Below are 25,793 nucleotides of genomic sequence, written 5' to 3'. Positions count from 1 at the left end.
AAAAACCGAAGATTTAAATTATTGACATTTTTTTTCTGTACTCCGCTTTTTGTTGTCTTGTTGTTTTTTTCTTGTAAGAGCCGCCGAATTGCAGAACCATTGGAGCCTCCTAAGCCTGAGGTTTTAATCGAAAAAGAACCGGAAGATCCTTTTTTGGGTGTTTATGTTATGGACCTTCCTGCATCCCGAAGCGGAATTACAAGCTACTCGGTAGAATTTAACTCCGATCAAACTGCAAGGGTTTTAGTTTTTAAAGAAGGAAGAACGGAACCTGAAATCTCGCATGGTAATTGGCTTATAGCGAAGGACGGAATTATTATTTTGTATTTTAGACAAAACATTCCTAGCGAATTCTTTATAAAAAATGATGACGGTTCTCTTTCTTTTTTAAACGCTCAAAGAAAACCTTATTCGGGCGAATTGGCTGAGCTTCTCATTTTGCGTAAAATCGAAAAGAAATAAATCGTGATAACCAGTTATCATGATAACCAGTTATAAGGAAATATTTTGATGATTATATTTTTAATCGGAATGAGCCGAGCCGGAAAAACCGAAGCGGGCAGGGCTCTTTCAAAAAAACTTAAAGCTTCTTTTATAGATACGGATTCCTATATGGAAGAAGTTTACGGGAAGGCGATAAGAGAACTTTATAAGGCTCATGGAGAAAAAGAATTCCGTCTAAAAGAATTTGAATGTTTTAATACAATAATCGAAAAAATTTCGCCTTGTTCAAATGAAAAAAACGCCGTTAGCTGTGGGTACAAAAACGCTGTTCACTGTGATGATGTAAACGCCATTGTCAGCACCGGAGGAGGCTATGCGGAAAACGAAGCCATTATCAAAAAGCTAAAAGATTTTCCCCGAATAATTTTAATCGATACCACTCCGGCCGAAATTTTTTATAGAATAAAAACGGCTGCACATAAAGAAGGCTTTTATCCTGCCTTTTTAGGAGAAAATATTAAAAATGAAAAAGATGCGGAAGACCGTTTTTTTTCGATATACGAAAGGCGTATAAAAATCTACAAAGCTTTGGCTTCCTTTTCCATAAACCCGAAAGGCCTCTCCCCCGAAAAAGCGGCAGATAAAATTATTTCATCTTTGTAAATAAAATTTAAGGCTTGATAAAATCTTGTTCTTATGTTATCATTATCCTATGAAAAGCATAGATAAGGAGTTGAACTCCATTACTGAATTATTCCCGTCCGATTTTACGGATGATGAAAAGGCTCTCGCGAAAACGCATTTTTTAAAGAAACTGTCGGTTTTAACGCACAGTTTTTACGGCGGAAAGCTCCAGACTGTCCCCAAATGCGGTTTGTACGGTTTTAACTGGTTTAACGTTTGGTATACACCCGGCGTTTCTGCTATTTCTACCACAATTCGCGATGATAATGAAACATCCTTTGCTCTTTCCAACAAAGGGAACTTGGTTGCTGTTGTAAGCGACTCTACACGAGTTTTAGGCGACGGCGACTGCACCCCTCCCGGAGGATTGGGAGTTATGGAAGGCAAGTGTATGCTTATGAAGTATTTAGGCGGCGTTGACTCATATCCTCTGTGTATCGATTCTATTGTAAGAGTTGACGAAGAAGGAAAACGGGGCGTAAAAGCCGGAAAGCATGACCCCGACAAGATTATCGATTTTGTCAGAATGCTCGAACCTTCGGTAGGAGCCGTAAACCTTGAAGATATTCAACAGCCCGACTGCTTTAAGGTTTTGGATACATTGAGAGAGGTCTGCGAAATTCCCGTCTGGCATGATGATGCTCAAGGCACTGCCTGTATAACCCTTGCAGGTCTTTTAAACGCTATAAAACTTGCCGGTAAAAAGATGGAAGACTGCAAGATTGTTCTTTTGGGAGCAGGTGCTTCAAACACGACAATAGCCCGTCTTATCTTGGCTGACGGCGGAAAACCTGAAAATATGATTATCTGCGATTCAAGAGGAGCATTACATTCAGGCCGAAAAGACATAGAAGAAGATAAACGCTATTACCGAAAGTGGGAGCTCTGTTTACAGACCAATCCCAAAAAGATTGAAACCTTTGATGAAGCAATGAAGGGTGCCGACGTTTTAATCGCTCTTTCTACTCCCGGGCCCAACACTGTAACAAAGGAACAGGTTGCCTCGATGAATAAAAAGGCTATAGTCTTTACCTGTGCAAACCCCATCCCCGAAATCTGGCCCCATGAAGCTAAGGCCGCAGGTGCCTTTATCGTCGGAACAGGACGAGGAGACTTCCCGAATCAGATTAACAACTCTGTTTGTTTCCCCGGAATCCTAAAGGGTGCTCTTTTGGTAAGAGCCAAAAAGATTTCCGACGGAATGGCTATCCGCTGTTCTCACTCGATTGCAGACTATTCCGAGAAGAAGGGCATTAACCCCGACAATATCGTAGTTACAATGCAGGATGAAGATGTCTTTGCTGTTGAAGCTGCCGATGTTGCAATGCAGGCAATTAAGGAAGGCTTGGCCCGTGTAACCATGACATGGGATGAAGCCTACCAAAGAGCAAAAAAAGATATCGAAGAAAGCCGCTCCTTGACCAAAATGTTAATGGAAAAAGATTTTATCAAAGAGCCCCCGCAGGAGTTCTATGAAAAAGCCCTAGAATACGCTATCGAGCAAATTAAAAAGAACAGAAAATAAATAGACATTTCTAAAAACCACTTGGATTTTTAGAAGTTTCTGTACAAGACCGGCCGGCTCTTAAAAAGAATCGGTCGGTTTTTTATATTAAAACCATGTAAATCGTATAGTTGATTACATAATTTGCATAGATTTTTATCAGGGGTTTTAAGGCTATCATCGATAATTTATATTATTAAAAAATCTTTGCGCAGCTCAAGCCTTGGCTTGAGCTCTTTGCGTTCCTTTCGGTTAAAAAAACTTGTCCGGTTTAAAATTCTAAAGTGTTGACAAAAGATCGGGGGGGGGTATACTATAGTCAAAGAGGAGAATCTTTAAATGCAAACTTTAAAAAAAATAATTTCTATGTATAAGTTAAAAAAGCATATTTATTCTTGTGTTCTTATATCGTTTATTTTTTCACTTGTGTCGCTGATCTCTCTTATTTATCCGAAACTCTACGGTACCTTTGTTTCTAATCTTGAAAATAATATTAACCCTTCAAGGGTGCTTGTTATATACATAGGTGTAATTTGTTTTTCGCTTATTTTTGAATATCTTGTCGGCTGGGTTTTCGGTAAGGTGCATATGCGTTTTGATTCTGCATTGCGTTACGGCCTTTATTCTTCGCTTTCGCAGCATTCCGAAAAAACGATTAAAACTCATGGGCAAGGTTACTACGAAAATATTATGGATGCTTCGGTCGGCTCAATTCTTTCTCTTTTTGTGCCTTCCGTAATGAATAAGCTGATGGGCATTGTGCGCTACATTTTTATTCTTGTAATCCTTTTTACATATTCTTATATCTTCGGCCTTTTAGGCCTTGCGGCTCTGGCGCTTTATACATGTGCCTATTTTATTAACCGTAAATTTTATTCGCCTATGTTTTTAAAAACAATGAGGGCTTATGCAGGTCTTCATTCCAAAATGATAGAAGCGCTTTCAATGACAACTCTTTTTCGGGGCTTTCCCTTATTTAAACTTGAAAAAAATGAAAGAATAAAAAACACAATAAAAGATGTAAATAACAGTGTACGCAAAACTGATTTGTTTTCGGATACCGTCTACCGCCTTGTTCCTGTTTATGTATTGCCCTTATTGTCTGTAGCCCTTATGGCTGTTTCGGCAAAGATGTATTTTGACGGTACTTTACCTTTAAGCGTTTTAATAACCATAATTGCATATTTTTCACAGTTAACCTCGGTTTTAGGAGACCTTGATTCGGTAAGTCAGGCTTATTTTGGAGCTTGCGAAAGTGCCGATGAAATTTTAAGCCTAATGGAAGAAGAGGATATAAAAGAAAAACTTAATATGGAAGATGAGTCTCAAAACTTTTTCTTTGATATTTCCGGTTTAAGTTTACAGGTAGATAAGGAGCGGAGTCTTTTTATAGAGCGCTTAAGTTTCGGCTTAAACAAAAAATATGCCTTACTCGGTGTTTCAGGTTCCGGTAAGTCGAGTCTTTTAAATATTCTTTTAGGACGGGACAAGATGACCGGAAATGTTTTTGTGTTTAACAAAAATACGAATCCATATGATTATGAATTGTCCGATAAAATTCTTTATATCTCACAAGATTCCTATATCCTAAATGCGGATTTAATTCAAAACATCGAGCTGGGCTGCCATAACGCAAACCTTGCCGAAAAAATAATTGAAACCCTACAGCTTGGCTCTTTAAGAGGAAGAGACTTAGGTATAGACGGAAAACATATTTCAGGCGGAGAAAAAAGGCTTATAAATATTGCCCGTATATTTTTCCATGCAGAAAGATATGATTACCTAATCTTTGACGAAATTTTTACCTCGATAGATGTGCTCACCAAAAGAAGAATATTTCCGCTTTTAAAAGATTTAATCAAAAACAAAAGCTGCATAATAGTGTCACACGATATAGAAGAAATAGAATTCTTTTGTGATCATGTAGTTTCAATTGAAGCCGACGGCAAAATATTTTCTGGCACCTATGAGGAAGCAAAGATAAATAAAAGCTTTTTAAGCAAGATATTAGCTGAAAATTAAAAACTTCCGCCTCTTCTTGACATTCCGTCCCATCTATAATATCCTGTAAGCCTTAATTAAAACTTGCTTTAAAGGAGCTTTATCATGGAAAAAAATAAACTTGCCGAGCTTAAAAATTCAATTTCAAATGCAGCCGAAAAGGTGATGGACGAGATTATCACTATCTGCAATATACCCAGCCCCACGGGCTACACCTGCGAGGCTGCCGATTATGTTATGAAAAGGCTTTCAGGTCTAGGCTTTAAGCCTTGGCTTACGAACAAGGGTGCTGTTGTCTGCGAACTTGATAAAAATGCCGAACCTAATACCGGCAAAAAAGGAGATAAGGCTCTTTTGCTTTCAGCCCATATTGACACCCTCGGCCTCTTTGTTAGGCACATTAAATCTTCAGGCCGTCTGCGTACCTCTCTTGACGGGGGCTTTCCGTACAATTATGTAGAGCAGTCCAATGTAACGGTTATTACTAGGGAGGGGAAAAAATATGAGGGCACCATGAGGCTCACGGAGCCCGCCGTTCACGCTTCGCGCGAAATAAACGAGCTGAAAAGAGATGATTCGAATATGGAGCTCGTGCTCGATGAGATTGTAAAATCCCGTGAAGATGTCGAAAAGCTCGGCATCATGGCGGGCGATGTTGTGGCCATTGAATCCCTTGCCCGAAAGGCCGGGAACGGCTTTTTAAAGAGTCGGCACTTGGACGACAAGGCTAGCTGCGGAATGTTCATCTATCTTGCAGAGCAGGTTGCAAAGGGAGAATTAAAACTAAAACGCAAGACCTACATTATGTTTACAAATTATGAAGAAATAGGCCACGGAGCTTCTGCAGGACATCCCGAAGGCATAAGCGATATGCTCGCAGTCGATATGGGCGTTGTGGGAAGCGATCTTGATACCGATGAATATGCAGTTTCAATCTGTGCAAAGGATTCTTCCGGGCCCTATAACTATGATTTTACAAGCGAGCTTATCAAAATAGCCAAGGATATGGAACTAAACTTTGCAGTCGATGTTTATCCCTTTTACGGCTCGGATGCTTCAGCTGCCCTAAGTGCAGGTTATGACTACCGCCATGCCCTCATAGGAACCGGAGTTGCTGCCTCCCACGGCTATGAGAGAATTCATAAACAGGGGCTTGAAAACACTCTTCTTTTATTGACAGCTTATATTTCGGAATAGCTCGATATTAAAATGAAAGAAAAAAAAAGATACAAAAAAACGGATATAGAATTCTCTCAGCCTAAAAAAACTCCATTGATTGTCAGGTTTGTGCTTTGGATAAAGCATATTCCTGCAAGCGATATTTTTAGAATACTGGCAGGTTTTGCATTTATTTTTCTTGTATTGGTTGTAATTATCTTTGTTTCGGAAGCAAACAGTAATTCAAGGATTAACAATTTTTTCGATGCCTTTTGGTATTCTCTTGTAACTATCACAACCGTCGGTTACGGAGACATTACTCCCTCAACAATTTTGGGCCGCTTGGCCGGTATCATTCTCCTTCTTTTTGGAGTTGTAGCTTTTGCAGGAGTGAGCGGAAAAGTTGCATCGTTCTTTTTTGATAGACAGGTAAAAAAGGATAGGGGGCTTATTAGATTGGAAAAGATAAAAAATCATTTTTTGATATGCGGCTGGAAGCCTAACTTTGACAGAATTCTTTTAGGGATTATTTCTTCAAACCCCGATATTCCCATAGACCATATTGTTCTTATAAACAATGCAAGCCCCGAAAATATGGATATAATCAAAACCGACAGACGCTTTAAGGGGCTTATCTATCTATTCGGGGATTATACCGATGAGGCGACCTTGCTCCGTGCAAATGTAAGATATGCAGAGCGGGCTCTCATTCTTTCAGACTATTCGCAAAATGCTTCCCCCATGGAAATAGATTCGCGCACGGTACTTGCAGTTCTCACAATAGGAAGCCTTAACTCCCATATATATACGGCTGCCGAGCTCATCGACTCAAAATTCCGGCAGCACCTTTCCCTTGCTCACTGTGATGAAATTATTTTAAGTACCGATTATGAAAGAAGCATTTTAGTTTCGGCTTCAAGCGGTACGGGGCTTAGCCATGTTTTAAGAGAACTAATTACGGAAAAGTCAGGCGAGGGGCTTATCATAAACGATATTCCCTTTGAGTTTATAGGCAAAACCTACCGCGAATACCGCCGCAGCCTTTCTGGCGGCCGCGTTTTAATAGGCCTTTTGGAAAATACGGGGAACTTTTACAGCCGCCGAAAAGAAGCTCTGCACGAGGCTCAAAAAAATCCCAATATTCAGCAGATAGTAAATAACCTAAAAAAGATAAAACGGCTTAAAAGCAACGAGCCTATTTTGACTCCGCCCGATGAGTATATAATAAAGCCTAATTCCAGAGGTATCTTTGTTTCGGGAAGAAAGCGTACCGACTTTACCCTTGACGGAACGGCTCTTGACGACTCCCAAATTCTAAATGAAGGAGGAGCTGATGACAGATAAAGAAATCATGGAAAAAAAAGATGAAATTCTAGCTCTTATATCGAGATTGGAAATATTTTCAGACCTTGCAGGATTAGATTCGTCTAAAGGTTCGGATATTTCAGATAATCAAAATAAGATATTTTTAGAAAAGCTTTTTTCTTTTTTAAGTGTAAAAAATTTTAATAGCGGCGAAATTATACTCGATAAAAACGACACGGGAAAAAGCCTTTTTATCTTAGTTAAGGGCGAGGTACAAATGCTCCGCACAACCCTTGAAGGTTCTCCCTTCGCCTTAAGCAATCTAAAGGCTGAAGAAAAAGTCTGCTTTGGAAAGGCTGCTTTGCTCGGAGAAGATTTTCACGGTTCTTCCGTAAAAGCCTTAAACGAGTGCACCGTCTTGGAGCTAGGGTCTCAAGATTTTTTAAGCCTATGCAATGAAATGCCTGCCCAAGGAGCCAAGGTTATTTACCGTATTGCCCGCCGCCTTGCAAAAGCCCTCCAAGAAGCGACCAAGGATTCCCTTACCCTCTATCAGGCCCTGCTCGATGAGGTAGGGATGCCTTAAATTAGAGAGCCTCGATTTCCGTTTCGGGAAGGCCTGTTATTTCTTTAATCAAAGCTATATCAAAGTTTTTTTGCTTCATAAGTTTGGCCGTTTCTTTCTTAGTTTTATAAGCTCCTCTATCCATGGCGTCCATTTCAAAAGTAGACATTAATCTATATTCTTGCCTTGCTTGTTCGTTTTGTTTTATTGCTTGTATCATTTCTTCTATCCTCCTTATAAATTCACTTTTTGCTTTACCTGTTTTAAGGTACTCTAAAAATTCTTTTAATTCTTTGTCTTCAGTGTCCTTAAAGGCCTCTGCGTTTATTATAATCTTTTTCGTACCGTCTTGTAAAGATATATTTTTATCTTCAAGACAGATCTTTTCAAAGGTATAAATAGGCCTATTTTTACCTATGGCATCAAAAGTACAGATAGAAATTATAAAACAATCATTTAAATTATTATAGGAATTTCCCTTATCTAAGAATGAAATATCTATGGCAGCTTGGTAAAACCTCATTCGTTTCGGGATATTGCGTTCATTGCTTACCTGCATTTCAATATCATAAAATTTACCGTTTTCTGTTTGTACAAGAACATCAAATCTTACTGACTTTGCCTGTTCATAGTTTTTACTATTATGTTGTACTGAGATATAAGTAATTTTACCTATTGTGCCGGCCAGTATCATTTCAATAAGTCTTTTGCATAAATCCGGATTTTGCATAACTTTACAAAACATAAAATCGTCTGTAAATGTTAAATCTTCAAATCTTTTGATCATTTGTGTTCTCCTAATTTTTTCACATTTCCCCTCCACATTATATTTATAGGGATTATTTAAAAAAAAAGAGTAAATTTATAAAAATTCTTTGCGGCCTTTGCGCTCCCTGCGGTTAAATTCCTCCCCTAAAAAAAAATTCCTCCCTTTTCAAAGCTCTAAAAAAGGTGTATAATCAAAGGTATGGCTAATGATATGCAAAATAAGGAAAGGGAGCTTTTAGCTGCCGTCGATTACATTTTAAACAGGGCAGGGGAGAGGGAAATAGAAGTTATTGCTGCTGCCTTGGAGCGGAAAAAAAATGAGGCTTCGGCGGCAAGTCCTCTCGCTGCTATAAATCCTGAAAATATGGCAAAACAAATGTCCGAATCCATCAACAAGTCGATTCAGGCAAGCCTTGAGGGGGTTCGCCATACCTTCCGCGATTTTGCAGCCGATATGCTTTTAAAAGAAGCTCCCGAGCTTTCCGAAGATCAGATGAAGGCTCTTATCGATTCGTGGATTCCCGAACAAGGCTCCTATGACGGTAAAATAAAAAGCCTTGCAAAAAACGGAAAGATTGACGGTGTTCCTGCCGATGTATTATATGGAATGATTTTGCAATTTGTTTCTTACAGCATAGGCGAAATGAGTGCAAAAGAAAACGATGAGTTAAAAACGGCAATGGGAAACTGGACGGAAAAATATTGGAGCCGTTTCCCGATGAGAGTAAAAGAGGAGATAAAAAGTTTTATCAACGGAGAAATCACATCGGGCGAATTCAGGAAGAATATAACTGCTTTGATTTCTTAAATATGGAGTGCTTAAAATGAATAAAACAATGGCCTGTGAAGACTGCGAAGCAATAGATGAAGCCTTCGGTAAAATGGGTGAAATGCAAAAAAAAATCGCAATAAAAAAAATAACCGAGATGGAAGAATCTTTGGAAAAACTTGAAGAAGAGTTGACCGATATTATTAACACCCATTCAAATATATTGACTGAAAATTGATGGAGTTTTTATGAAAAAAAAATTAAAATTTGCCTTACCGGTTTGCTTTATTTTTTTTAGTTTGCTAAACCTCCATTCCGAGCTATCTTTTGAATCTGCCGATATAAATACTGAAGGCGATATTTTATTCGATATCAAGGCAGATGCTTATGAGGGTTATTCATATAAAACTCTTTTTAAATATTCGAATGAAAATAATAAAATAGAGCAGCTTACATTTTTTCCCGAAAAATTGCAGCTTTTAGGAAACAATAAATTTTTACAGGTTTCAAACCGTTTCGGTATCATAAGGCTCGACCTCAAGTCAGGAGCTGTCGATTCCCATTCCGATTTTGAACCTCTTTCGGCATCCAATTCTTCAAAGATAGGCGCTCTTAACAATATAAAAGCAAGCCCTGACGGAAGATGGCTTGCATTGGTCGAGCCCTCCACCCTTGTTTTCGGACGGCTCGTACTGATGGACACCGATACCGGCAGAAGATATATATTGAGTAACAAAAATGTTCGAAATGATCTTCCCGTATCTTGGTCGCCTGATTCAAAGATTATTTTATATGAAGATGATGGAGTAATTTATTTTGCCAGACCTGAGTGGTTTTCGGAATCTACTTTTACGGATAAGAATTTTAGAAAACTTTCTCAAGGTAAAATAAAGAATTTAAAATGGATTTCATCTTCGGAATTTGTTTTTTTATCGGGGAATGCTCTTTACAGGGTTTCTTCCACCGAGCTTTTTACAAAGGCTTTTTATGCGCCCTTATTTTCTGCAGGAAAGCTTGCTGCAAAAATCCCTTCGGATTTTTCTCCGGCCTTTGATTCTGTTTTTATAGCACCTGACGGCAAGACCGCCGTTTTTGTTAAAGGCAAAAGAAATGTTTACCGCATTAAACTGGATGGAGACGATTATGTCAATGTTTACTCCTCGGATTCTATTCCCTATTTATTGCTTCCTGGAAATACCGCTGAAGTTTCCGTTCATTGGAAAGATAATTCCCCAATTGTTTTTGCCGAAGGTCTTGCAGGCGGCTCAAAAATTTTAAGGGCATGGCAAATTCTTCCTTCTTCTTCAAGTTTTGAAAAAATTCCCGTCACCGAAAAAAGCTCGTTTCTTGCAGCTTCCACTAATTTTGAAGTTGCCGTTTTTAAGGAAGACGAGGGAGTTGTTTTTTATGATACTTCGCTCACGGAAGAAAACGGTGCACCTTCATGGAAAAAGCTAGATGTTTTTTCTGATGAAAAAATTGTCTCGGCTGTTTGGAAAAATAATTTTACCTTTTTTTTAGGCGGTGAAAATTATATTTACGAGTATAATCTTAACGATAGTTCTTCCGATACAGGCAGGAAAAAGATTTCCGTTTCGTCAATGCAGGATTATAGCTGGGCGGACTCAGGCAAGGAAATTTTAATAAGTTTGAAAAGCGTCCGGAATAATGAGACGGATGGCGCTCCTCAGGACTCCGATAATGCAGATGTCTTGCAATATGTTTCAAATTTAAAATGGACTCATTCTTCAAAAAAAATCATGCAAAAGAAAAACGCTAATCTTTCGGATAGAATTTACATAGATTCAAATTCGGGCTATTTTGCTAATATGATTTATATTCGCCGTCTTAAAGATTTTATAACCCGTCCGCTTTTGGAAGACGGAAACTTTTTAAAGGAAAAAACTCAAAAAAAGATTTCTTATGAAAGTGCCAATTCTTCTTCCGTTTTTTCGCATGGAAGCCGAAGCGGGAAAAAACGGGTTGCCTTAGTCTTTGATGCCATGGATGATATGGACGGAATTGCGAGCATTCTTTATACCTTAAAAAAGAATAATATAAGTTCAACTTTTTTTATAAATGGTGAAGCAATGAGGCAAAACCCCAATGCCGTAAAAGAGATTGTAAAAAGCGGACACCAATGCGGTTCCCTTTTCTTTACCACATGGAATTTGAACGATACGGCTTATCGTATAGACGATAATTTTATAAAGCAGGGACTGGCCCGTAATGAAGATAATTTTTATTCTCTTACAGGTTCCGAGCTTTCCCTTATCTGGCATACTCCTCATTATATTTCTTCCTCCCTTATTTTAAATGCCGGAAAAAATGCCGGTTATGTTTTTATTTCGCCTGATGTTAGGGTAGCCGATTGGCTTAGCCCCGATGAAAAATTTGCCGTTCCTTCTCTTTATAAGACTTCTGCAGAATTAATTGAAGATATAGCTGATGCGGTTCAGCCGGGTTCTATAATTCCCATACGCATTGGCAGAAGCCTTTCAACTAGGAGCGATTATCTTTATTATAATTTACAGCTATTGATAGATGTTTTAACCGAAATGGGGTATGAGATTACCGATGTTAAAACCTTGATGGGACTTAAGTAAAAGCTCTTAATAAGAAAACCTCCAAAGTCTAAAAGATTTTGGAGGCTTTTTTAATTTTAGCCGAATTCTTATTTAAACCGTTTATAGGTTTTTGAAGGATCGTAGAGACCTGATCTTTTTTCGCCTTTAATGGACGGAATCGTTAAAATAATATCCGGTTCTACCCAGTTTGGATTGTTTGCATCAGGGAGCTTATCCTTGTTAGCCTCATACAGCTTACGCCACATAAAGGGATTTCCATAGACTTCCTTTTTGGCTGCTATATTCCACAAACAGTCCTTTTCTCCTCTCCATGTCCTGATTCTATATTGAGAAGGAAGCTCTGCAAGACCTGTGTCATCCTTTCCCTTAACTACCGAAAGAGCGTCCATTACTCTTTGGGCACATACGACTGCTACATCATAGTTTTCGTTATCGAAGGCTATGCTTCCTGCGTTTAAGGCTTCTTCTGCAGTCCTATAGGCATCGGGATATTTTTCTTCAGCTCCGTTTGCCTTTGCCCAAGTGAATCTGGTACGTGCCTTGTTCATTTCCTGTTCAGCTTCGGTTTTAGCCAGCATTCTTTGAATAAAATCCGCCGACTGCTGTGCATAGCTTTCTGCAAGCTTTGAATATTCTATCGAGGCTTCGTAATCTCCTTCATCATAGGCCTTCGCTGCAAGTTCAGTATAAGCCCTGCTTTTTCTCTGGTATTCGTTGTCATCATAGGAGAGAGCAACAAGCGGTATTAAAACCGTCAAAAATATTAAGATTGTGATAAGTTTTTTCATTATCGGCCTCCTCCTGTTGTTTGGTTATTTCCTGTGTTTGCAGGTGCATCGCCCTTGGTGTTGATGTTTTCAACAGGCGCTCCGGTCTGAGGTGTGGACAGGTTTTGTAAATCAAGGTTTCCTTCAGTGAAGCCTTCTCCGGCCTCGGTCAATGGTGCTTCCTTATCAGCTTCTAAAGCGAGGGCCGAGCTTTCCTGCTGCCGTTTTGCAGCCTCAGCCATAGCTTTTTCGGCTTCTGCCTTTTTTAAAGAAACCTCTTCGTATAGTTTTGCAAAAAGTTTTGCTGCTTCATTATACGACGTGTAGGCCTCCTTATAATCGGACCTGTCTGCAGCCGACTTTCCGCGGTTATAGATTCTAACTGCCTTGTTGTAGTCTTCTTTTCTGCTTCTTGCAACCTTGATAGAATCGCAGTCATCTTTGTACTCTTTTGCAGTGTCTTTTGACTTTTTGGCAGATTCAAGGTATCCCTTAGCTGCGACTTTTTTATAAAGCTTCAAAGCATCTTCCGAAGATTCTTTTGCCATCTTATGGTCTAAGGGGTAATGATCTATAGTGTTGATCGAAAATCTTTCGGCCTCAACATAGTCTGCCGGTGAATAGCTTCCAAAGTTATTGCTTTCAATTTCGGTCCTTAAAGTTGCCGCATTCATTAGATTTGAAAGAGTGTCATATCTGATGATGGCTTCATTATATTTTGCAATTGCGGCTTTATAGTTTCCGGCTTGTGCATCAGAGTCGGCCTTTTGTCTTAAGGTCTCCGGAACTTGGAAAAGCTCTGCATAGGCCTTATCGGCGCCCAGCTCTACAGCCTTTTTTCTCGCCTTGTTAACCTTTCCGTTTTGACCTTGAAAAAGTTTTAGTTCAGCAAGAAGAGGGTCAGTCTTGGGTACTTCCGGCTTAACAACTTCCTGTTTAGGCTCTTCTTTTTCTACAACTGGAGCCTTTACTTCTTCTACTTTCGGCTCAGGCGGAATATCTTGTGTTTTTTGCTTTGATGCACATGATGCAAAAAAAAGCGGCACAAGGATAGACATCAAAATCAGTAATTTATAATTTTTCTTCATTAAATACCTCCCATTTGATATTAACTAATAATACTCTTTTTTTACTCTTTTTTCAAGCTGTAATTTTTTTTCTCACATATTTAAAAAATTACTATTAATTACAAAAAAAAACTATAAGAATTATAGAGAGGTATATATGAAAAATATAATTTTACAAAAAAACCGCGAAGATTGCGGAGCTGCATGTATTGCAAATATATGCAGGCATTATGAGAAGCCTATCGATATGGGCAAGATAAGAAGGCTGCTTCAAGGCGGTAAGAAGGGAGCCTCAGGTTTGGGCATAATTCATGCTGCCGAGACCTTAGGGTTTTCATGCCGAGGGGCTGTTTCTGAATCAAAAGAAATTCCAAAAAATATTCCTATGCCCTTTATTGCTCATGCTGTAAGGGGGAGCGATAACCATTATCTTGTCGTTTATAAATCGGATTCAAACTATGTTTATTTGGCGGATCCTTCCGAAGGATATAAAAAGATAAACACAGAGGTTTTTCAAAAAAATTGGACAGGGGTGTTTTTTGTACTTTTGCCCCGGCCGGATTTTTCAGACAAGGGGTCTTCATCAAAGGGCTTAACCAGATTTTTGCCTATTCTAAAATCGCACAAAAAGATATGCGCGGAAATTTTAATTGCGAGCGTTATCCTGTCTTTTTTGGGCATTATTAGTGCGTTTTATTTTAGGTTTTTGATTGATGAGGTACTAAGTTCCAATTTAAGAGAGACCCTTACCGGTTTTTCGGTAGGTTTTTTGGGCGTAATTATTTTTAGAAGTCTTTTGGGGTTGGCTAGGAATCAGCTGCTGATGAGTATGAGTTATAAGATTGATACGGTTTTGGTGTATCGATATTTTGAGCATATCCTTCATTTGCCGATGCGCTTTTTTACCGAAAAAAAGACCGGAGAGCTTGTTGCAAGAATGAACGATACGGTTACGATAAGGCAGGTTATTTCCGCTACGGCCTTGACCGTTGTTTTAGACTCCTTGATGCTTATTTTCGGAGCAATATTTTTAATCTCCCTCGGTTCCAATTTGCTTGTTGCAGCCCTTGTTCCTGTTGTGGTAAGTTCGGTTTTGGTATGGTTTTATGCAAGACCTTATCAAAAAATGATAAGGGCCAGGGCCTCCGCAGAGGCCGAAAAACACTCCTGTATTGTTGAAAGCCTAAACGGAATAGCTACAATCAAAGCCTTGGGTGCCGAATCTAAGGCCCTTGAAAGAGCCGAGTTTAAAATCGTAAATGCCATCAGAAAGGGTATCAAACTTGCATCTTTTTCCAATTATCAAAACAGCCTCCAAAATTTTATCGGAAGATGCGGAACCTTGGCTATTTATTGGCTCGGAAGTTTAAATATCTTAAACGGTTCAATGTCTTTAGGCCAATTAATTTCCTTTGTCATCCTTTCAGGTTATTTTTTGGATCCTCTTGCAAGGCTTTTAACTCTGCAGCCTCAGCTTCAAGAGGCCTATGTTGCGGCGGAAAGGCTTGCCGAAATCTTTGATGAAGAAACCGAAGAAAATTTGGATAAGGGAAAAATCGAATCGAATGGCCTTGCTGGCAAAATCGATATAAAAAATTTATCCTTCGGCTACGATTCCCATTCAAAAAATTTGAAGAACATAAATTTAAGTATAAATCCCGGTGAAAGGGTAGCCTTTGTCGGTGCTTCAGGTTCCGGCAAGACCACCCTTGCAAAGCTTTTGATGAAATTTTATTCTGCACAGGAGGGGGATATTTTTGTAGACGATATAAATCTAAAAGACCTAAAAAACGATTCTTATCGTAAGCAAATAGGCTATGTTCCTCAGGACATTCTCTTGTTTTCGGGGACGATAGCGGAAAATATAAATTGGAGTTCGGGAAACGGCGATTACAGGCGGATGATGACCGCTGCCGAGGTTTCAGGCGCTGCTTCTTTTATCGAATCCATGCCCGATAGGTACAATACCCTTGTCGGGGAGCAAGGCACCACCCTTTCCGGAGGAGAAAGGCAGCGTATAGCTATTGCACGTATCCTTTTACACAATCCATCCATGTTGATTTTGGATGAGGCTACTTCAGCTCTGGACGGAATTTCTGAAGCGGAAGTTTTGAATACTCTCAAAGAAATCGGTGCAGGCCGGACTTCAATAATCATTGCTCACAGGTTAAGCTCAATCAAGGACTGCGATAAAATCTTCGTGTTCGATAAGGGCGAAATAGCCGAGGCGGGAACACACGCAGACTTGCTCGAAAAAGACGGGGTTTATTCAAGATTGTGGGAAACTCAAAATAAGGAGGAGTATGTAGCATGAAATCCATCTTATATGTTGAGGACTTAACCTATACCGGCGAGGTGCTTCAAGAGCAAAAAACGGGAATTTTCAGTTCCGTAATTTCAATTATCTGCCTTCTGGCTCTTTGCACAACGGCTTGGCTTATTTTAGGAAAAAAAGAAGAAGTTGTAAGGGCTTCAGGAATGGTGCGTCCCATAGAAAATGTTTCCTTTGTAAAAAGTTTTACGGCAGGGAAGATACAAAATATTCACTTTACCTCAGGTCAATATGTCGAAAAAGGGGCTATTCTTTTAAACATTGACGATACGGTTGCCCAAAAGGAAAGGCAAAACCTTGAGGATCTGATGATAAAAATCGAACAAAAAATTAAGGATACTGAGGCCTGCATAAAAAGTGCTGAAAAAGACTTAATGCTTGTTCCATTTGAAAGAAAAATAGCTTATAAACGGATGGAAAATTATTTTTCGGTAAAAACCAATTTGAAAAAAGCTTTGGAGCTGAATTCTAGGATTTTTGAAGAGGAAAAAGCTCTTCCTTATTTTAGTTTGGCAAACCAAAAAATTGAGCTTCTCAATCTAAATGTTGAAAAAAGCAAAAGAGACTTGGAGCAGTATAAAAATTCTTTTTTCCATTCCCTTCTCAGCGAAAAAGAGGCCTTAGAGCTTCAAAAAGAAAATTTAAGCAATTCCCTTTTTAAAATGGAAGAAAGTTTAAAACTTTTTACAGTTTATGCTCCTATTTCGGGAGAAGTGCAGGAAATTTCATCTCTTAACTGCGGGGATAATGTTTTTAGCGGCCAAGAAATATTAAAGATTGTGCCTTCCTCAAGTGAAAACATTAGGGTTGTGTTAAGACTCCCTTCTTCGAAAGCCGGGCTTGTAAGAGAAGATATGAAGGTTCGTTTAAAATTTCCGGCCTTTCCTCATCATGAGTTCGGCAGTCTTGACGGGCAAGTGGAAACCATACTTCCCGATGTTTTTTTGGGAGCAAAAAATTCCGAGTATGCCGTCTTTGTAAAATTGGATGGGAATACCTTGCCGGATAAAAAGGGAATGGCTCATTTTCTAAAAGTGGGATTGGATGCCGAGGCGTCAATAATCACCGAAACAGGTTCTATTCTGTCATTTATACTAAAAAGATTGGAGGTAAAATGAAAGAGTTTGTGTTAAATATAGTTTTTGGTCTTATTTTATTTTCGGCCAATGCTGAAATAAAAATGGAAGTCGGGATAAACGAGTTTTTTGACAGGGTAAATCCTCTTCTTCAAAAAAATCGGCAATATAAAAAAATGGAATTAAGCTTTAAATTTAATGAAAGACTCCTGTTTTCGGAATTTGCAGGGTGGATGCCTTTTCCGTATCTTGATGTAAATACTTCTGTTTCAGGCACAGAACTGGATAAGCACTATAAGGCTTTTGATATTGCTGCATCCTTAGGGATCAGTCAAAGGCTTCCTCTGGGCATGAGCCTTAATCTTACAGGTAAGCAATCATGCGGAATTTTTTTTGACAATAAACCGGACTATTCCTATAAATTTAGCTCTTCTGCCGGGCTGAATGTCCCGCTTTGGTTTATGGCGCCTGCTGCCCTGCCTGATTTTGTAAAACAGGAATTCGGTCTGCATCAAAGGAAAAAGCGGCTTTCCGTGCTTGAAAAGGATAAAAATAAAAAGGCTTTAATCATAAAAATGCTTTCAGCTATAGGCTCGGAAAAAATCTTAAAGAAAAAGCTGGAGCTTTTAAAAAATGTACAAAACTGGAATATCGAAGAAAAACAAAAAAACGAAATTTTATTTTCGCAAGGAAAGCTTTCTGTTCTTGATTTTTCCGAAAAGAACAAAAAGATTCGGCAGGAGGAAATTTTGCTTTTTCAAGCCGAACAAAACTATGATGCTCTTATGGGTGAAATCGAATCTATGGGTTTGAATTTTAGTGATTTGAGCGAGGATATTGATTCTTGGTTTGATTTTTTTGAAAATTTTGCCTTTTATCTTCAAAGAGAAGCATCGGCCGGGGATGAGCTGAGCCTTTTACAGCATGAGGTCTCTTGGATGCAGTCGGTTAAAAATTTTAATAATAGTATTCCAAGGCTTTTTTTATCGTTTGGTGCTGATGTGCTTCCGTCGAAAGACTATTATCCGTCTTTTCCGACAGCCTTTATGGGCTATTGGAAGGATAATCATAGTCTTAAATGGTCGGTATCTATGAATTTAAGGATAAATCTTTCTCCATTACATGATGATTTTAGGCTGAATAAAAATTTTAAAATTTTAAAAGAAATTAACTCTTTGAACGAGACCTTTTTAAGACGCAGCCTTGAAGAAGAAAAAAAGAAAGGATTAAAAAATATAGAAAGAGCCGTATTTACATCCGAAATGTCAAAATCCTCCCTTGAAATTCAAAAAAAATACTTTACCCTTGCCGAAGAGCTCTATAAGCAGGGCAAGAGCAGTATTCACGAATTATATGCTGCTCAAAACCTTTTAGAAGACACCCAAATTAATTACTATGCTGAAAGATTGGCATATATTTTAACTGTTTTGCAGACTTATAATTTTTAAAAGTACCGGACTTTTTAAGTTTATTCTTTAAAATCAGGCATTCTTTCTTTTTTAGGAATGTCTGATTTTATTTCTAATTTCGCTAAAATTCCATATCAAGGTCTTGACAAAAAATACTCGATTTGATAAAATGCTTGAACCTATTTTGTGGGTATTTTGCTCCTGTAGCTCAGTCGGCAGAGCACAACCATGGTAAGGTTGGGGTCAGCAGTTCAATTCTGCTCGGGAGCTTTTCGGAAACGATGACCTAGAATTTTGCGGAGGGTAAAGTAATGGCTAAGAAAACGGCTGTAGAGCTCATAGCTCTTCAATGCAGCGAATGTAAAAGAAGAAATTATACTACATCTAAGAACAGAAAAAATATTCAGGGTAAGCTTGAATTGATGAAGTATTGTTCTTTTGATCGCAAGCATACATTGCATAAGGAAACAAAGATAAAGTAGTCGAATAAGTCCGTGCCGTAAGGCAGCGGGCTTAGATTCAATTAGGTCAGTAGCTCCAATGGTAGAGCGTCGGTCTCCAAAACCGAATGTTGAGGGTTCGAGTCCTTCCTGGCCTGTAATTTTAAAAAACGAGGTTTTTATGGCTAAAATTGGAACTTTTTGGAAAGAATGTATAGGCGAGCTTAGAAAAGTTGTCTGGCCTACAGCTTCTGAAGTAGGGTCTTCAGTAAAAGTAGTGTTGATTTCTACCCTTATTGTAGCTGTTTTTCTCGGCGGTCTTGATGCTTTCTTTATAGCTTGTGTGGGTTGGATATTTTAAATAATGGCTAAGGCTTGGTACATTCTTCATACCTATTCGGGTTATGAGAATAAAATTGAAAGAACGATACGTACTCTGATAGAAAAAGGGATTATCTCTGCTGATTTTGTTACAGATATAAAAATACCTGAAGAACTTGTAATTGAAAATAAGGGCGGAAAAAAACGCAATGTTAAGCGTAAGTTTCTTCCCGGTTATATGCTGGTCGAAATGAATCTTCCAGATCTTGGTTGGAAAAGTGTTTGCTCCGAAATTCGCAAAATTCAGGGTGTTACAGGTTTCTTGGGAACGGCAGGAAATGAAAAACCTCAGCCTATTTCTTCTGAAGAAGCAAAGGAAATCCTGCAAAAAACAGGCGAAATTAAGGGCGACAAGAATATCCGGGTTATTCAAAATTTCAGTGAAGGACAGCATGTTAAAATCATCGAAGGTGCTTTTGCCTCGTTTACCGGCGTCATCGATGAAGTTATGGCAGATAAAAATAAGTTAAGAGTTATGGTAGCGATCTTCGGCCGTACTACACCGGTTGAAGTCGAAATGTCTCAAGCCGAAATCATTTAAATTTTAAACAAGGTGCGGTGCTCGGCATCAGCACTTTAATTGTATATTACGGGAGGAGGAAATACCTCCGTTTGTACCGGAAGGAGAGAAGATGGCAAAGAAAAAGGTTGTGACACAGATTAAACTTCAGTGTCCCGCAGGAAAAGCAACTCCTGCGCCGCCTGTAGGCCCGGCTCTAGGTCCGCACGGTGTAAGTGCGCCTCAGTTTGTACAGCAGTTCAATGACCGTACAAAGTCCATGGAGCCCGGTTTGGTTATCCCCGTTGTTATTACGGTATATGCCGATAAGAGTTTTACTTTTATCCTCAAAACACCGCCCGCATCGGTTTTAATCAAAAAAGCCTGTAAGATTGAAAAAGGTTCTGCCACATCGGTTACTGCAAAAGTCGGAAAACTTTCAAAGGCCGCATTGGAAGAAATCGCAAAAACAAAGATGCCCGATATCAATGCAAACGACATTGAAGCTGCAAAGAAAATCATTGCAGGAACTGCACGAAGCATGGGTGTAGAGGTGGAGCGCTAGTATGAAACACGGAAAAAATTACAAAAATGCACTTGCAAAGTATGATTCTGCCGCATCCTATGAGCTTCCCAAGGCTGTTGATATTGTCAAAGAGCTTAAATACGCCAAATTCGATGAAACAGTTGAAGTTCATGTAAGTTTGACCCTTGGTAAGGGACAGAGCGTTAGAGATACCCTTGTTCTCCCCCATCAGTTTAGGGGCGAAAAAAAGGTTTTGGTTTTTTGTACGGACGATAGAGTAAAAGAAGCTCTTGATGCAGGAGCTGTCTATGCCGGTTCTACGGAGTACATCGAAAAAGTAAAGGGCGGCTGGCTCGATTTTGATATCGCGGTTGCTACCCCCGATATGATGAAGGATGTAGGCCGCTTGGGTATGGTGCTCGGCCGCAGAGGTTTAATGCCTAACCCTAAGACAGGAACGGTTACCACGGATATTGCAAGCGCTATAAACGAGCTTAAAAAAGGCCGTGTAGAATTCCGCGCCGATAAGGGCGGAGTTGTTCATCTCCCTGTCGGAAAGGTTTCTATGGATTCTTCCAAGATTGTGGAAAACGTACAGGCTCTTATCAACGAAACGATGAGAAAAAAGCCTGCCGATGCAAAGGGTGACTATATCAGATCCGTATCGATTAGTTCGACGATGGGCCCCGGCGTTTGGGTTGATTATAAGGTAGGAGAGTAAAAATGGCATTAAGAACAAAAAATCCGAATCGCCAAAAAACCGAAGCGATTGAAAGCATCAAAAACTATGTAAAAGCCTCCTCCGCTTTTATTTTTACCGAGTACAGAGGCTTAAAGGTTGAGCAAATCACTGAGCTCCGCAAGAAGCTCAGAGAAAATGCTTGCACATACAAGGTTGTACGCAATAATTTTGCACGCATTGCTTTTGAAGATGCCGATATTAAGGATGTAGATTCCTGGTTAACCGGACCTACAGCCTTGGCTATGATTGCAGAAGATGCAAACCTTGCCGCTAAGACCTTGTTTGAATATGCAAAAGATGCTCCGGCTCTTGTAATTAAGGGTGCGGTAGTTGACGGTGAAATTTATGATGCCAAGCAAATTGAGGCATTTTCAAAGCTTCCCGGCAAAAAAGATCTTATTGCAATGTTTATGTCTACAGTCAATGCTACAACTTCCAAGTTTGTACGCACCTTACAGGCGATTGTGGATAAGGGCGGTGCCCAAGGCTCAGCTCCCGCAGAAGCAAAAGCTGAAGCTCCTGCTTCAGAGGAAAAAGCGGCCGAACAGCCTGCAGAGTCTGCTCCCGAAGCAGCTCCCGAGGCTTAAAACAAGCTTTCGGATATTTCCGAAAGTAGTAAGCAGTCAGGCTTCAAAAGCTGACCCCCTGTCTGCTTAAGGTGCCTAAAAAGCACAAAAATCTAATTTTTAAGGAGAAGATAATATGGCAGCATTAACAAATGAACAAATTATTGAAGCAATCGGCGAAAAAACGATTCTCGAACTTTCCGAGCTTATCAAGGCTATGGAAGAAAAATTCGGTGTAACAGCCGCTGCTCCCGTTGCAGTAGTTGCAGGCGGAGCTGCAGGAGGCGGAGCCGCTGAAGAAGAGAAGACAGAATTCACTGTTACTCTTAAAGGTCTTTCCGATCCCGGTAAAAAGATCGGTGTTATTAAAGAAGTTCGAAACGTTATTCCCGGCCTCGGCTTGAAGGAAGCTAAAGAGCTTGTTGAAGGAGCTCCGAAAGTCCTTAAAGAAGATGTTTCTAAAGAAGAAGCAGCCAAGATTAAGGAAGCTATTACAGCCGCCGGCGGTGAAGTTGAAATTGCTTAATAAGCAAAATACCGGCTTTATGCCGGACCTTGTTGTGCTTCTTCCAAAAAGAAGCACAACAGCATAGACAATGAATTTTCTCTAAGACTTCCTGTATGAATTCTCAGGAAGTCTTTTTGTGATTAAATATAGACTTGGGGGGTAATGGATGTTTGCAAGAGGTCAAAAAATAGATCGAAGGTATTACGGTAAGGATGTTCCGAATTTTATGGAGCTTCCTAATCTCATCGATATTCAGATTCAATCTTACAATAAATTTTTAAACAAAGAAAAAAAGACAGATGAGACCGAGATTGAGGGCTTAGAATCGGTATTCCATACAACTTTTCCTATTGAAAGTACAAATGAAGACATGGCTTTGCAATATCTATCCTATTCTCTCGATTATGATAGTATTAAATTTTCTGAAATTGAATGCAAACAAAAGGGACTTACTTATTCCGTCCCTTTAAAAGCCGAAATAGACTTATTTTTTAAAGAAACTAAGGAAATTCGCCGCAAAAACATCTATATGGGCGATATTCCTCTGATGACGGAAAGAGGAACCTTTATTATAAACGGAGCGGAAAGGGTTGTAGTTTCTCAGATTCACCGCTCGCCTGGTGTTATCTTTTCGCATGAAAAGGGTGTTTACTCAAGCCGCATTATTCCATACCGAGGAACATGGCTTGAATTCGAAATAGATCAGAAAAAAGAGCTTATCTACGCAAAGCTTGACAGTAAAAAGCGAATTTTAGGTACGATATTTTTACGTGCTCTCGGATATGACACAAGAGAAAAAATTATCGACCTTTTCTATAAAACAAAGACAGCCAAAATATCTCCGGATAGGACAGAGTATGAAGAATTAATCGGTCAGGTACTGGCCAGGGATGTCTATGTAAAGGGTGAAGACGGCGAAAAGCGTAAAATGCATCAAGCCGGCGAAAAAATTCATCCCCACAACATCGACGATTTAATTCAAAATGACGTTAAAAAGATAACGATAATCGACTTTAAGGGAAAAGATTCTTTGGATTCTCAGATTATCATCAACTGTTTTGAAAGAGAAGAAATCAAGTATACTCCCGATCCGGCCGTAAACGATGAGCCCACCGTTGAAGATGCCCTAAACGCAGTCTACAGCGTTATCCGTCCGGGAGATCCTATTACCTACGAAAATGCAAAAGAAGACCTGCACAATATGTTTTTTACTGCAAGAAGGTACGATATAGGTAAGGTCGGCCGATATAAATTAAACAAAAAATTCGACTATTCCGATGACGTTAAAGGTACAACCTTAATCGAAGAAGATATATTTAAGACAATGAAATTTTTGATCAAGGTTTACATAGGTGAAGAAAGTATTGACGATATCGACCACCTAGGCAATAGGCGAATTAGGTCAGTCGGCGAAATTATGACCGATGTTCTAAAAAAAGCCTTTTCCAGAATGGAGCGTATTGCCCGTGACAGGATGAGTTCGAAGGAAATGGATACCATTAAACCTCAGGACTTAATTTCCATTAAGCCCATTGTTGCGGCTATTAAGGAATTCTTCGGAGCAAGCCAGTTGTCCCAGTTCATGGATCAGGTAAACCCCTTGGCCGAGCTTACTCATAAGCGCCGTCTTAATGCCTTAGGCCCGGGCGGTCTTTCGCGTGACAGGGCGGGCTTTGAGGTACGAGAAGTTCACTATACCCATTATGGAAGAATGTGCCCGATCGAGACCCCTGAAGGCCCGAACATTGGTCTTATCGTTTCTATGGCAAACTATGCTCGTGTAAACGAATACGGCTTTTTGGAGGCACCCTATGTAAAGGTTGTAAACGGGGTTGCTACCCGCGAAATCGAGTACCTGTCTGCAATGGATGAAGACAAATATTTTATCGGACAGGTTTCTTCCGCTATCGGAAAGGACGGAAAGATCAATACGGATCAAGTTTCGTGCCGAAAACTTGGAGACTATACTTCAATAAGCCCGAAAGATATCCAGTACATGGATGTTTCGCCTAAACAGATTATATCCGTTTCGGCTTCTCTAATTCCCTTCCTTGAACATGATGACGCTAACCGTGCCCTCATGGGCTCTAACATGCAGCGTCAGGCTGTTCCTTTAGTTTTCCCCGAACCTCCGCGAGTCGGAACCGGTATGGAAAAAAAGTGTGCCTATGATTCGGGCGTTTTGATTAAGGCAAAAAGATCGGGAAAGGTTGAGTTTGTTTCTTCCGATACGATTATCATAGCCCCCGAAAAGGGAAAAAATAAAGAAGATAAGGATGAGTACACTCTCTTAAAATATCAAAGGACGAACCAAGAAACCTGTTACCATCAGCGCCCCATCGTCAATGTAGGCGATACGGTCAAGGCAGGCCAGCCCATAGCTGACGGTCCTGCAACCTATAACGGAGAATTGGCCCTAGGCCGAAACATCCTCGTAGGCTTCGTTCCTTGGAACGGCTATAACTACGAAGACGCTATCTTAATTTCACGCAGGGTCGTAAAAGAAGATATGTTTACTTCTATCCATATAAAAGAGCTTTCAACCGATGTTCGGGAAACAAAGCTGGGTGCCGAAAAGATGACCTGCGATATTCCGAACAAGTCCGAAAAGAGCTTGGACGACCTCGACAGCGAAGGTATTATCCGCATAGGCTCTAAGGTAAAGCCCGGCGATATCCTTGTCGGAAAGGTTACTCCTAAGAGCGAAAGCGATACAACCCCCGAATTTAAGCTCCTTAATTCTATCTTCGGTGAAAAGGCTAAGGAAGTGCGGGATACCTCTCTGCGTGTTCCCCACGGAACCGAGGGCACGGTTATCGATGTTCAGCGCTTAAAGAGGGATCAGGGAGATGACTTGAGTCCCGGTGTAGATGAAGTTGTAAAGGTCTTAATCGCTACAAAGCGAAAACTCCGCGAGGGAGATAAAATGGCAGGCCGCCACGGAAACAAGGGTCTTGTAGCCAGAATTCTCCCCGAAGAAGATATGCCCTACATGGAAGACGGAACACCGCTTGATATTTGTCTAAACCCGCTCGGTGTTCCTTCTCGAATGAATATCGGCCAGATTTTGGAATCGGAGCTGGGACTTGCAGGATTAAAATTGAATGAGTGGTACGAGTCTCCGGTTTTTGAATCTCCCAGTATGGAACAGATTGAAGCGAAGCTTAAAGAAGCCGGCTATCCTACCAGCTCTAAGGTAAAACTCCGTGACGGCTTAACCGGCCGCCTCTTTGAAAACGAGGTATTTGTCGGGGTTATCTACTTCTTAAAGCTGGCTCACTTGGTAGACGATAAGATGCACGCCCGGTCAACAGGCCCCTATTCTCTTGTTACCCAGCAGCCCTTGGGCGGTAAGGCTCAATTCGGCGGTCAGCGCTTGGGAGAAATGGAAGTTTGGGCACTTGAGGCTTACGGTGCAGCCAACACATTGCAGGAGCTTATCACAATCAAGTCCGACGATATGCACGGACGATCTAAAATATATGAATCCATCGTTAAGGGCGAGCCTTCAAGCTCTGCCGGTATCCCCGAATCCTTTAACGTATTGGTACAGGAATTAAGAGGTTTAGCTCTCGACTTTACAATCTATGATGCAAAGGGTCAGCAGATTCCTTTAACCGAAAGGGATGAAGAGCTAATTAAACGCGAAAAAACAAGTACTAACTTTTAACGGAAGTAAGGAGAGGGAAAGATT

The 25,793-nt window shown here is 40.0% G+C and carries 24 protein-coding genes and 2 tRNA genes; 23 read left to right on the top strand and 3 right to left on the bottom strand.

The window, feature by feature from the left end; genetic code table 11:
* Window positions 1–21 precede the first annotated feature (21 nt).
* From HGJ18_RS08615 to HGJ18_RS08585, 7 genes are all read left to right on the top strand, one after another.
* The gene (locus HGJ18_RS08615) at window positions 22–462 is read left to right on the top strand and encodes a hypothetical protein (RefSeq protein WP_253695828.1); all 441 of its coding nucleotides are present in this window, start codon (window positions 22–24) and stop codon (window positions 460–462) included.
* A 48-nt stretch (window positions 463–510) separates the two neighbouring features.
* Complete coding sequence (locus HGJ18_RS08610; RefSeq protein ID WP_253695826.1) at window positions 511–1,107, top strand: shikimate kinase; 597 nt, start codon at window positions 511–513, stop codon at window positions 1,105–1,107.
* Window positions 1,108–1,156: 49 nt separating this feature from the next.
* Window positions 1,157–2,653, top strand: coding sequence for an NAD(P)-dependent malic enzyme (locus HGJ18_RS08605; protein WP_253695824.1), 1,497 nt, complete (start codon window positions 1,157–1,159; stop codon window positions 2,651–2,653).
* Window positions 2,654–2,971: 318 nt separating this feature from the next.
* Window positions 2,972–4,654 carry an ATP-binding cassette domain-containing protein gene (locus tag HGJ18_RS08600; RefSeq protein WP_253695822.1) on the top strand — a complete coding sequence of 561 codons (1,683 nt, stop codon included), beginning with the start codon at window positions 2,972–2,974 and terminating at the stop codon, window positions 4,652–4,654.
* A gap of 84 nt (window positions 4,655–4,738) precedes the next feature.
* Window positions 4,739–5,830: a M42 family metallopeptidase gene (locus tag HGJ18_RS08595; RefSeq protein ID WP_253695820.1), complete on the top strand. Its 1,092-nt coding sequence runs from the start codon at window positions 4,739–4,741 to the stop codon at window positions 5,828–5,830.
* Between the two features lie 12 nt (window positions 5,831–5,842).
* Window positions 5,843–7,135, top strand: a complete 1,293-nt coding sequence (locus HGJ18_RS08590) for a potassium channel family protein (protein ID WP_253695813.1) — start codon at window positions 5,843–5,845, stop codon at window positions 7,133–7,135.
* The gene (locus tag HGJ18_RS08585) at window positions 7,125–7,682 is read left to right on the top strand and encodes a cyclic nucleotide-binding domain-containing protein (protein WP_253695812.1); all 558 of its coding nucleotides are present in this window, start codon (window positions 7,125–7,127) and stop codon (window positions 7,680–7,682) included. The genes HGJ18_RS08590 and HGJ18_RS08585 overlap by 11 nt, the downstream gene beginning before the upstream one ends.
* 1 nt (window position 7,683) lies before the next feature.
* Here the strand turns inward: HGJ18_RS08585 and HGJ18_RS08580 are convergent, their stop codons facing one another.
* The gene (locus HGJ18_RS08580; protein WP_253695804.1) at window positions 7,684–8,448 is read right to left on the bottom strand and encodes an Rpn family recombination-promoting nuclease/putative transposase; all 765 of its coding nucleotides are present in this window, start codon (window positions 8,446–8,448) and stop codon (window positions 7,684–7,686) included.
* A gap of 180 nt (window positions 8,449–8,628) precedes the next feature.
* Between HGJ18_RS08580 and HGJ18_RS08575 the strand changes: the two genes are divergently transcribed.
* From HGJ18_RS08575 to HGJ18_RS08565, 3 genes are read left to right on the top strand one after another with little or no spacing between them, the layout of a single operon-like run.
* Window positions 8,629–9,237 carry a hypothetical protein gene (locus HGJ18_RS08575; protein WP_253695802.1) on the top strand — a complete coding sequence of 203 codons (609 nt, stop codon included), beginning with the start codon at window positions 8,629–8,631 and terminating at the stop codon, window positions 9,235–9,237.
* A 16-nt stretch (window positions 9,238–9,253) separates the two neighbouring features.
* Window positions 9,254–9,436 carry a hypothetical protein gene (locus HGJ18_RS08570; RefSeq protein WP_253695789.1) on the top strand — a complete coding sequence of 61 codons (183 nt, stop codon included), beginning with the start codon at window positions 9,254–9,256 and terminating at the stop codon, window positions 9,434–9,436.
* Between the two features lie 10 nt (window positions 9,437–9,446).
* Window positions 9,447–11,804: a polysaccharide deacetylase family protein gene (locus HGJ18_RS08565; protein ID WP_253695787.1), complete on the top strand. Its 2,358-nt coding sequence runs from the start codon at window positions 9,447–9,449 to the stop codon at window positions 11,802–11,804.
* Window positions 11,805–11,872: 68 nt separating this feature from the next.
* Here HGJ18_RS08565 and HGJ18_RS08560 read toward each other — a convergent pair whose 3' ends face one another.
* Together HGJ18_RS08560 and HGJ18_RS08555 are read right to left on the bottom strand one after the other, a co-directional pair.
* Complete coding sequence (locus HGJ18_RS08560; RefSeq protein ID WP_253695785.1) at window positions 11,873–12,574, bottom strand: DUF4398 domain-containing protein; 702 nt, start codon at window positions 12,572–12,574, stop codon at window positions 11,873–11,875.
* Window positions 12,574–13,641 carry a hypothetical protein gene (locus tag HGJ18_RS08555; RefSeq protein WP_253695783.1) on the bottom strand — a complete coding sequence of 356 codons (1,068 nt, stop codon included), beginning with the start codon at window positions 13,639–13,641 and terminating at the stop codon, window positions 12,574–12,576. The genes HGJ18_RS08560 and HGJ18_RS08555 overlap by 1 nt, the downstream gene beginning before the upstream one ends.
* A gap of 136 nt (window positions 13,642–13,777) precedes the next feature.
* Between HGJ18_RS08555 and HGJ18_RS08550 the strand changes: the two genes are divergently transcribed.
* The 13 genes from HGJ18_RS08550 (at window position 13,778) to rpoB (ending at window position 25,769) form a co-directional block, all read left to right on the top strand.
* On the top strand, window positions 13,778–15,934 hold the full coding sequence (locus HGJ18_RS08550; RefSeq protein WP_253695781.1) for a peptidase domain-containing ABC transporter: 2,157 nt from the start codon (window positions 13,778–13,780) through the stop codon (window positions 15,932–15,934).
* Entirely contained in the window at window positions 15,931–17,070 is a 1,140-nt protein-coding gene (locus tag HGJ18_RS08545; protein ID WP_253695779.1) for an HlyD family secretion protein, read from the top strand. The genes HGJ18_RS08550 and HGJ18_RS08545 overlap by 4 nt, the downstream gene beginning before the upstream one ends.
* On the top strand, window positions 17,067–18,476 hold the full coding sequence (locus HGJ18_RS08540; protein WP_253695777.1) for a TolC family protein: 1,410 nt from the start codon (window positions 17,067–17,069) through the stop codon (window positions 18,474–18,476). Before HGJ18_RS08545 ends, HGJ18_RS08540 begins: the two co-directional genes overlap by 4 nt.
* 158 nt (window positions 18,477–18,634) lie before the next feature.
* Window positions 18,635–18,707 (top strand) — tRNA-Thr (locus tag HGJ18_RS08535).
* Between the two features lie 41 nt (window positions 18,708–18,748).
* On the top strand, window positions 18,749–18,919 hold the full coding sequence (gene rpmG, locus HGJ18_RS08530; protein WP_002667594.1) for a 50S ribosomal protein L33: 171 nt from the start codon (window positions 18,749–18,751) through the stop codon (window positions 18,917–18,919).
* Window positions 18,920–18,962: 43 nt separating this feature from the next.
* A tRNA-Trp gene (locus tag HGJ18_RS08525) sits at window positions 18,963–19,035 on the top strand.
* A gap of 23 nt (window positions 19,036–19,058) precedes the next feature.
* A complete protein-coding gene (secE, locus tag HGJ18_RS08520) occupies window positions 19,059–19,238 on the top strand; it encodes a preprotein translocase subunit SecE (RefSeq protein ID WP_002667596.1) in 180 nt (59 codons plus the stop codon).
* 3 nt (window positions 19,239–19,241) lie between these two features.
* Window positions 19,242–19,799 (top strand): transcription termination/antitermination protein NusG, encoded by a 558-nt coding sequence (gene nusG / locus HGJ18_RS08515; RefSeq protein ID WP_253691870.1) that lies wholly within the window; start codon window positions 19,242–19,244, stop codon window positions 19,797–19,799.
* 91 nt (window positions 19,800–19,890) lie between these two features.
* Window positions 19,891–20,322: a 50S ribosomal protein L11 gene (gene rplK / locus HGJ18_RS08510; RefSeq protein ID WP_010695132.1), complete on the top strand. Its 432-nt coding sequence runs from the start codon at window positions 19,891–19,893 to the stop codon at window positions 20,320–20,322.
* Between the two features lies 1 nt (window position 20,323).
* Window positions 20,324–21,004 carry a 50S ribosomal protein L1 gene (rplA, locus tag HGJ18_RS08505; RefSeq protein WP_253695775.1) on the top strand — a complete coding sequence of 227 codons (681 nt, stop codon included), beginning with the start codon at window positions 20,324–20,326 and terminating at the stop codon, window positions 21,002–21,004.
* A gap of 2 nt (window positions 21,005–21,006) precedes the next feature.
* A complete protein-coding gene (rplJ, locus tag HGJ18_RS08500) occupies window positions 21,007–21,612 on the top strand; it encodes a 50S ribosomal protein L10 (RefSeq protein WP_253695773.1) in 606 nt (201 codons plus the stop codon).
* 115 nt (window positions 21,613–21,727) lie between these two features.
* Entirely contained in the window at window positions 21,728–22,117 is a 390-nt protein-coding gene (gene rplL / locus HGJ18_RS08495; RefSeq protein ID WP_002667605.1) for a 50S ribosomal protein L7/L12, read from the top strand.
* A 148-nt stretch (window positions 22,118–22,265) separates the two neighbouring features.
* A complete protein-coding gene (rpoB, locus tag HGJ18_RS08490; protein ID WP_253695771.1) occupies window positions 22,266–25,769 on the top strand; it encodes a DNA-directed RNA polymerase subunit beta in 3,504 nt (1,167 codons plus the stop codon).
* Window positions 25,770–25,793 lie beyond the last annotated feature (24 nt).

Source organism: Treponema denticola (genome assembly GCF_024181405.1).
In the GTDB taxonomy this organism is placed as follows: Bacteria; Spirochaetota; Spirochaetia; order Treponematales; family Treponemataceae; genus Treponema_B; species Treponema_B denticola_D.
The sequence above is the reverse complement of the archived record's forward strand: the minus strand, read 5'-3'. Positions and strand labels throughout refer to the sequence as shown.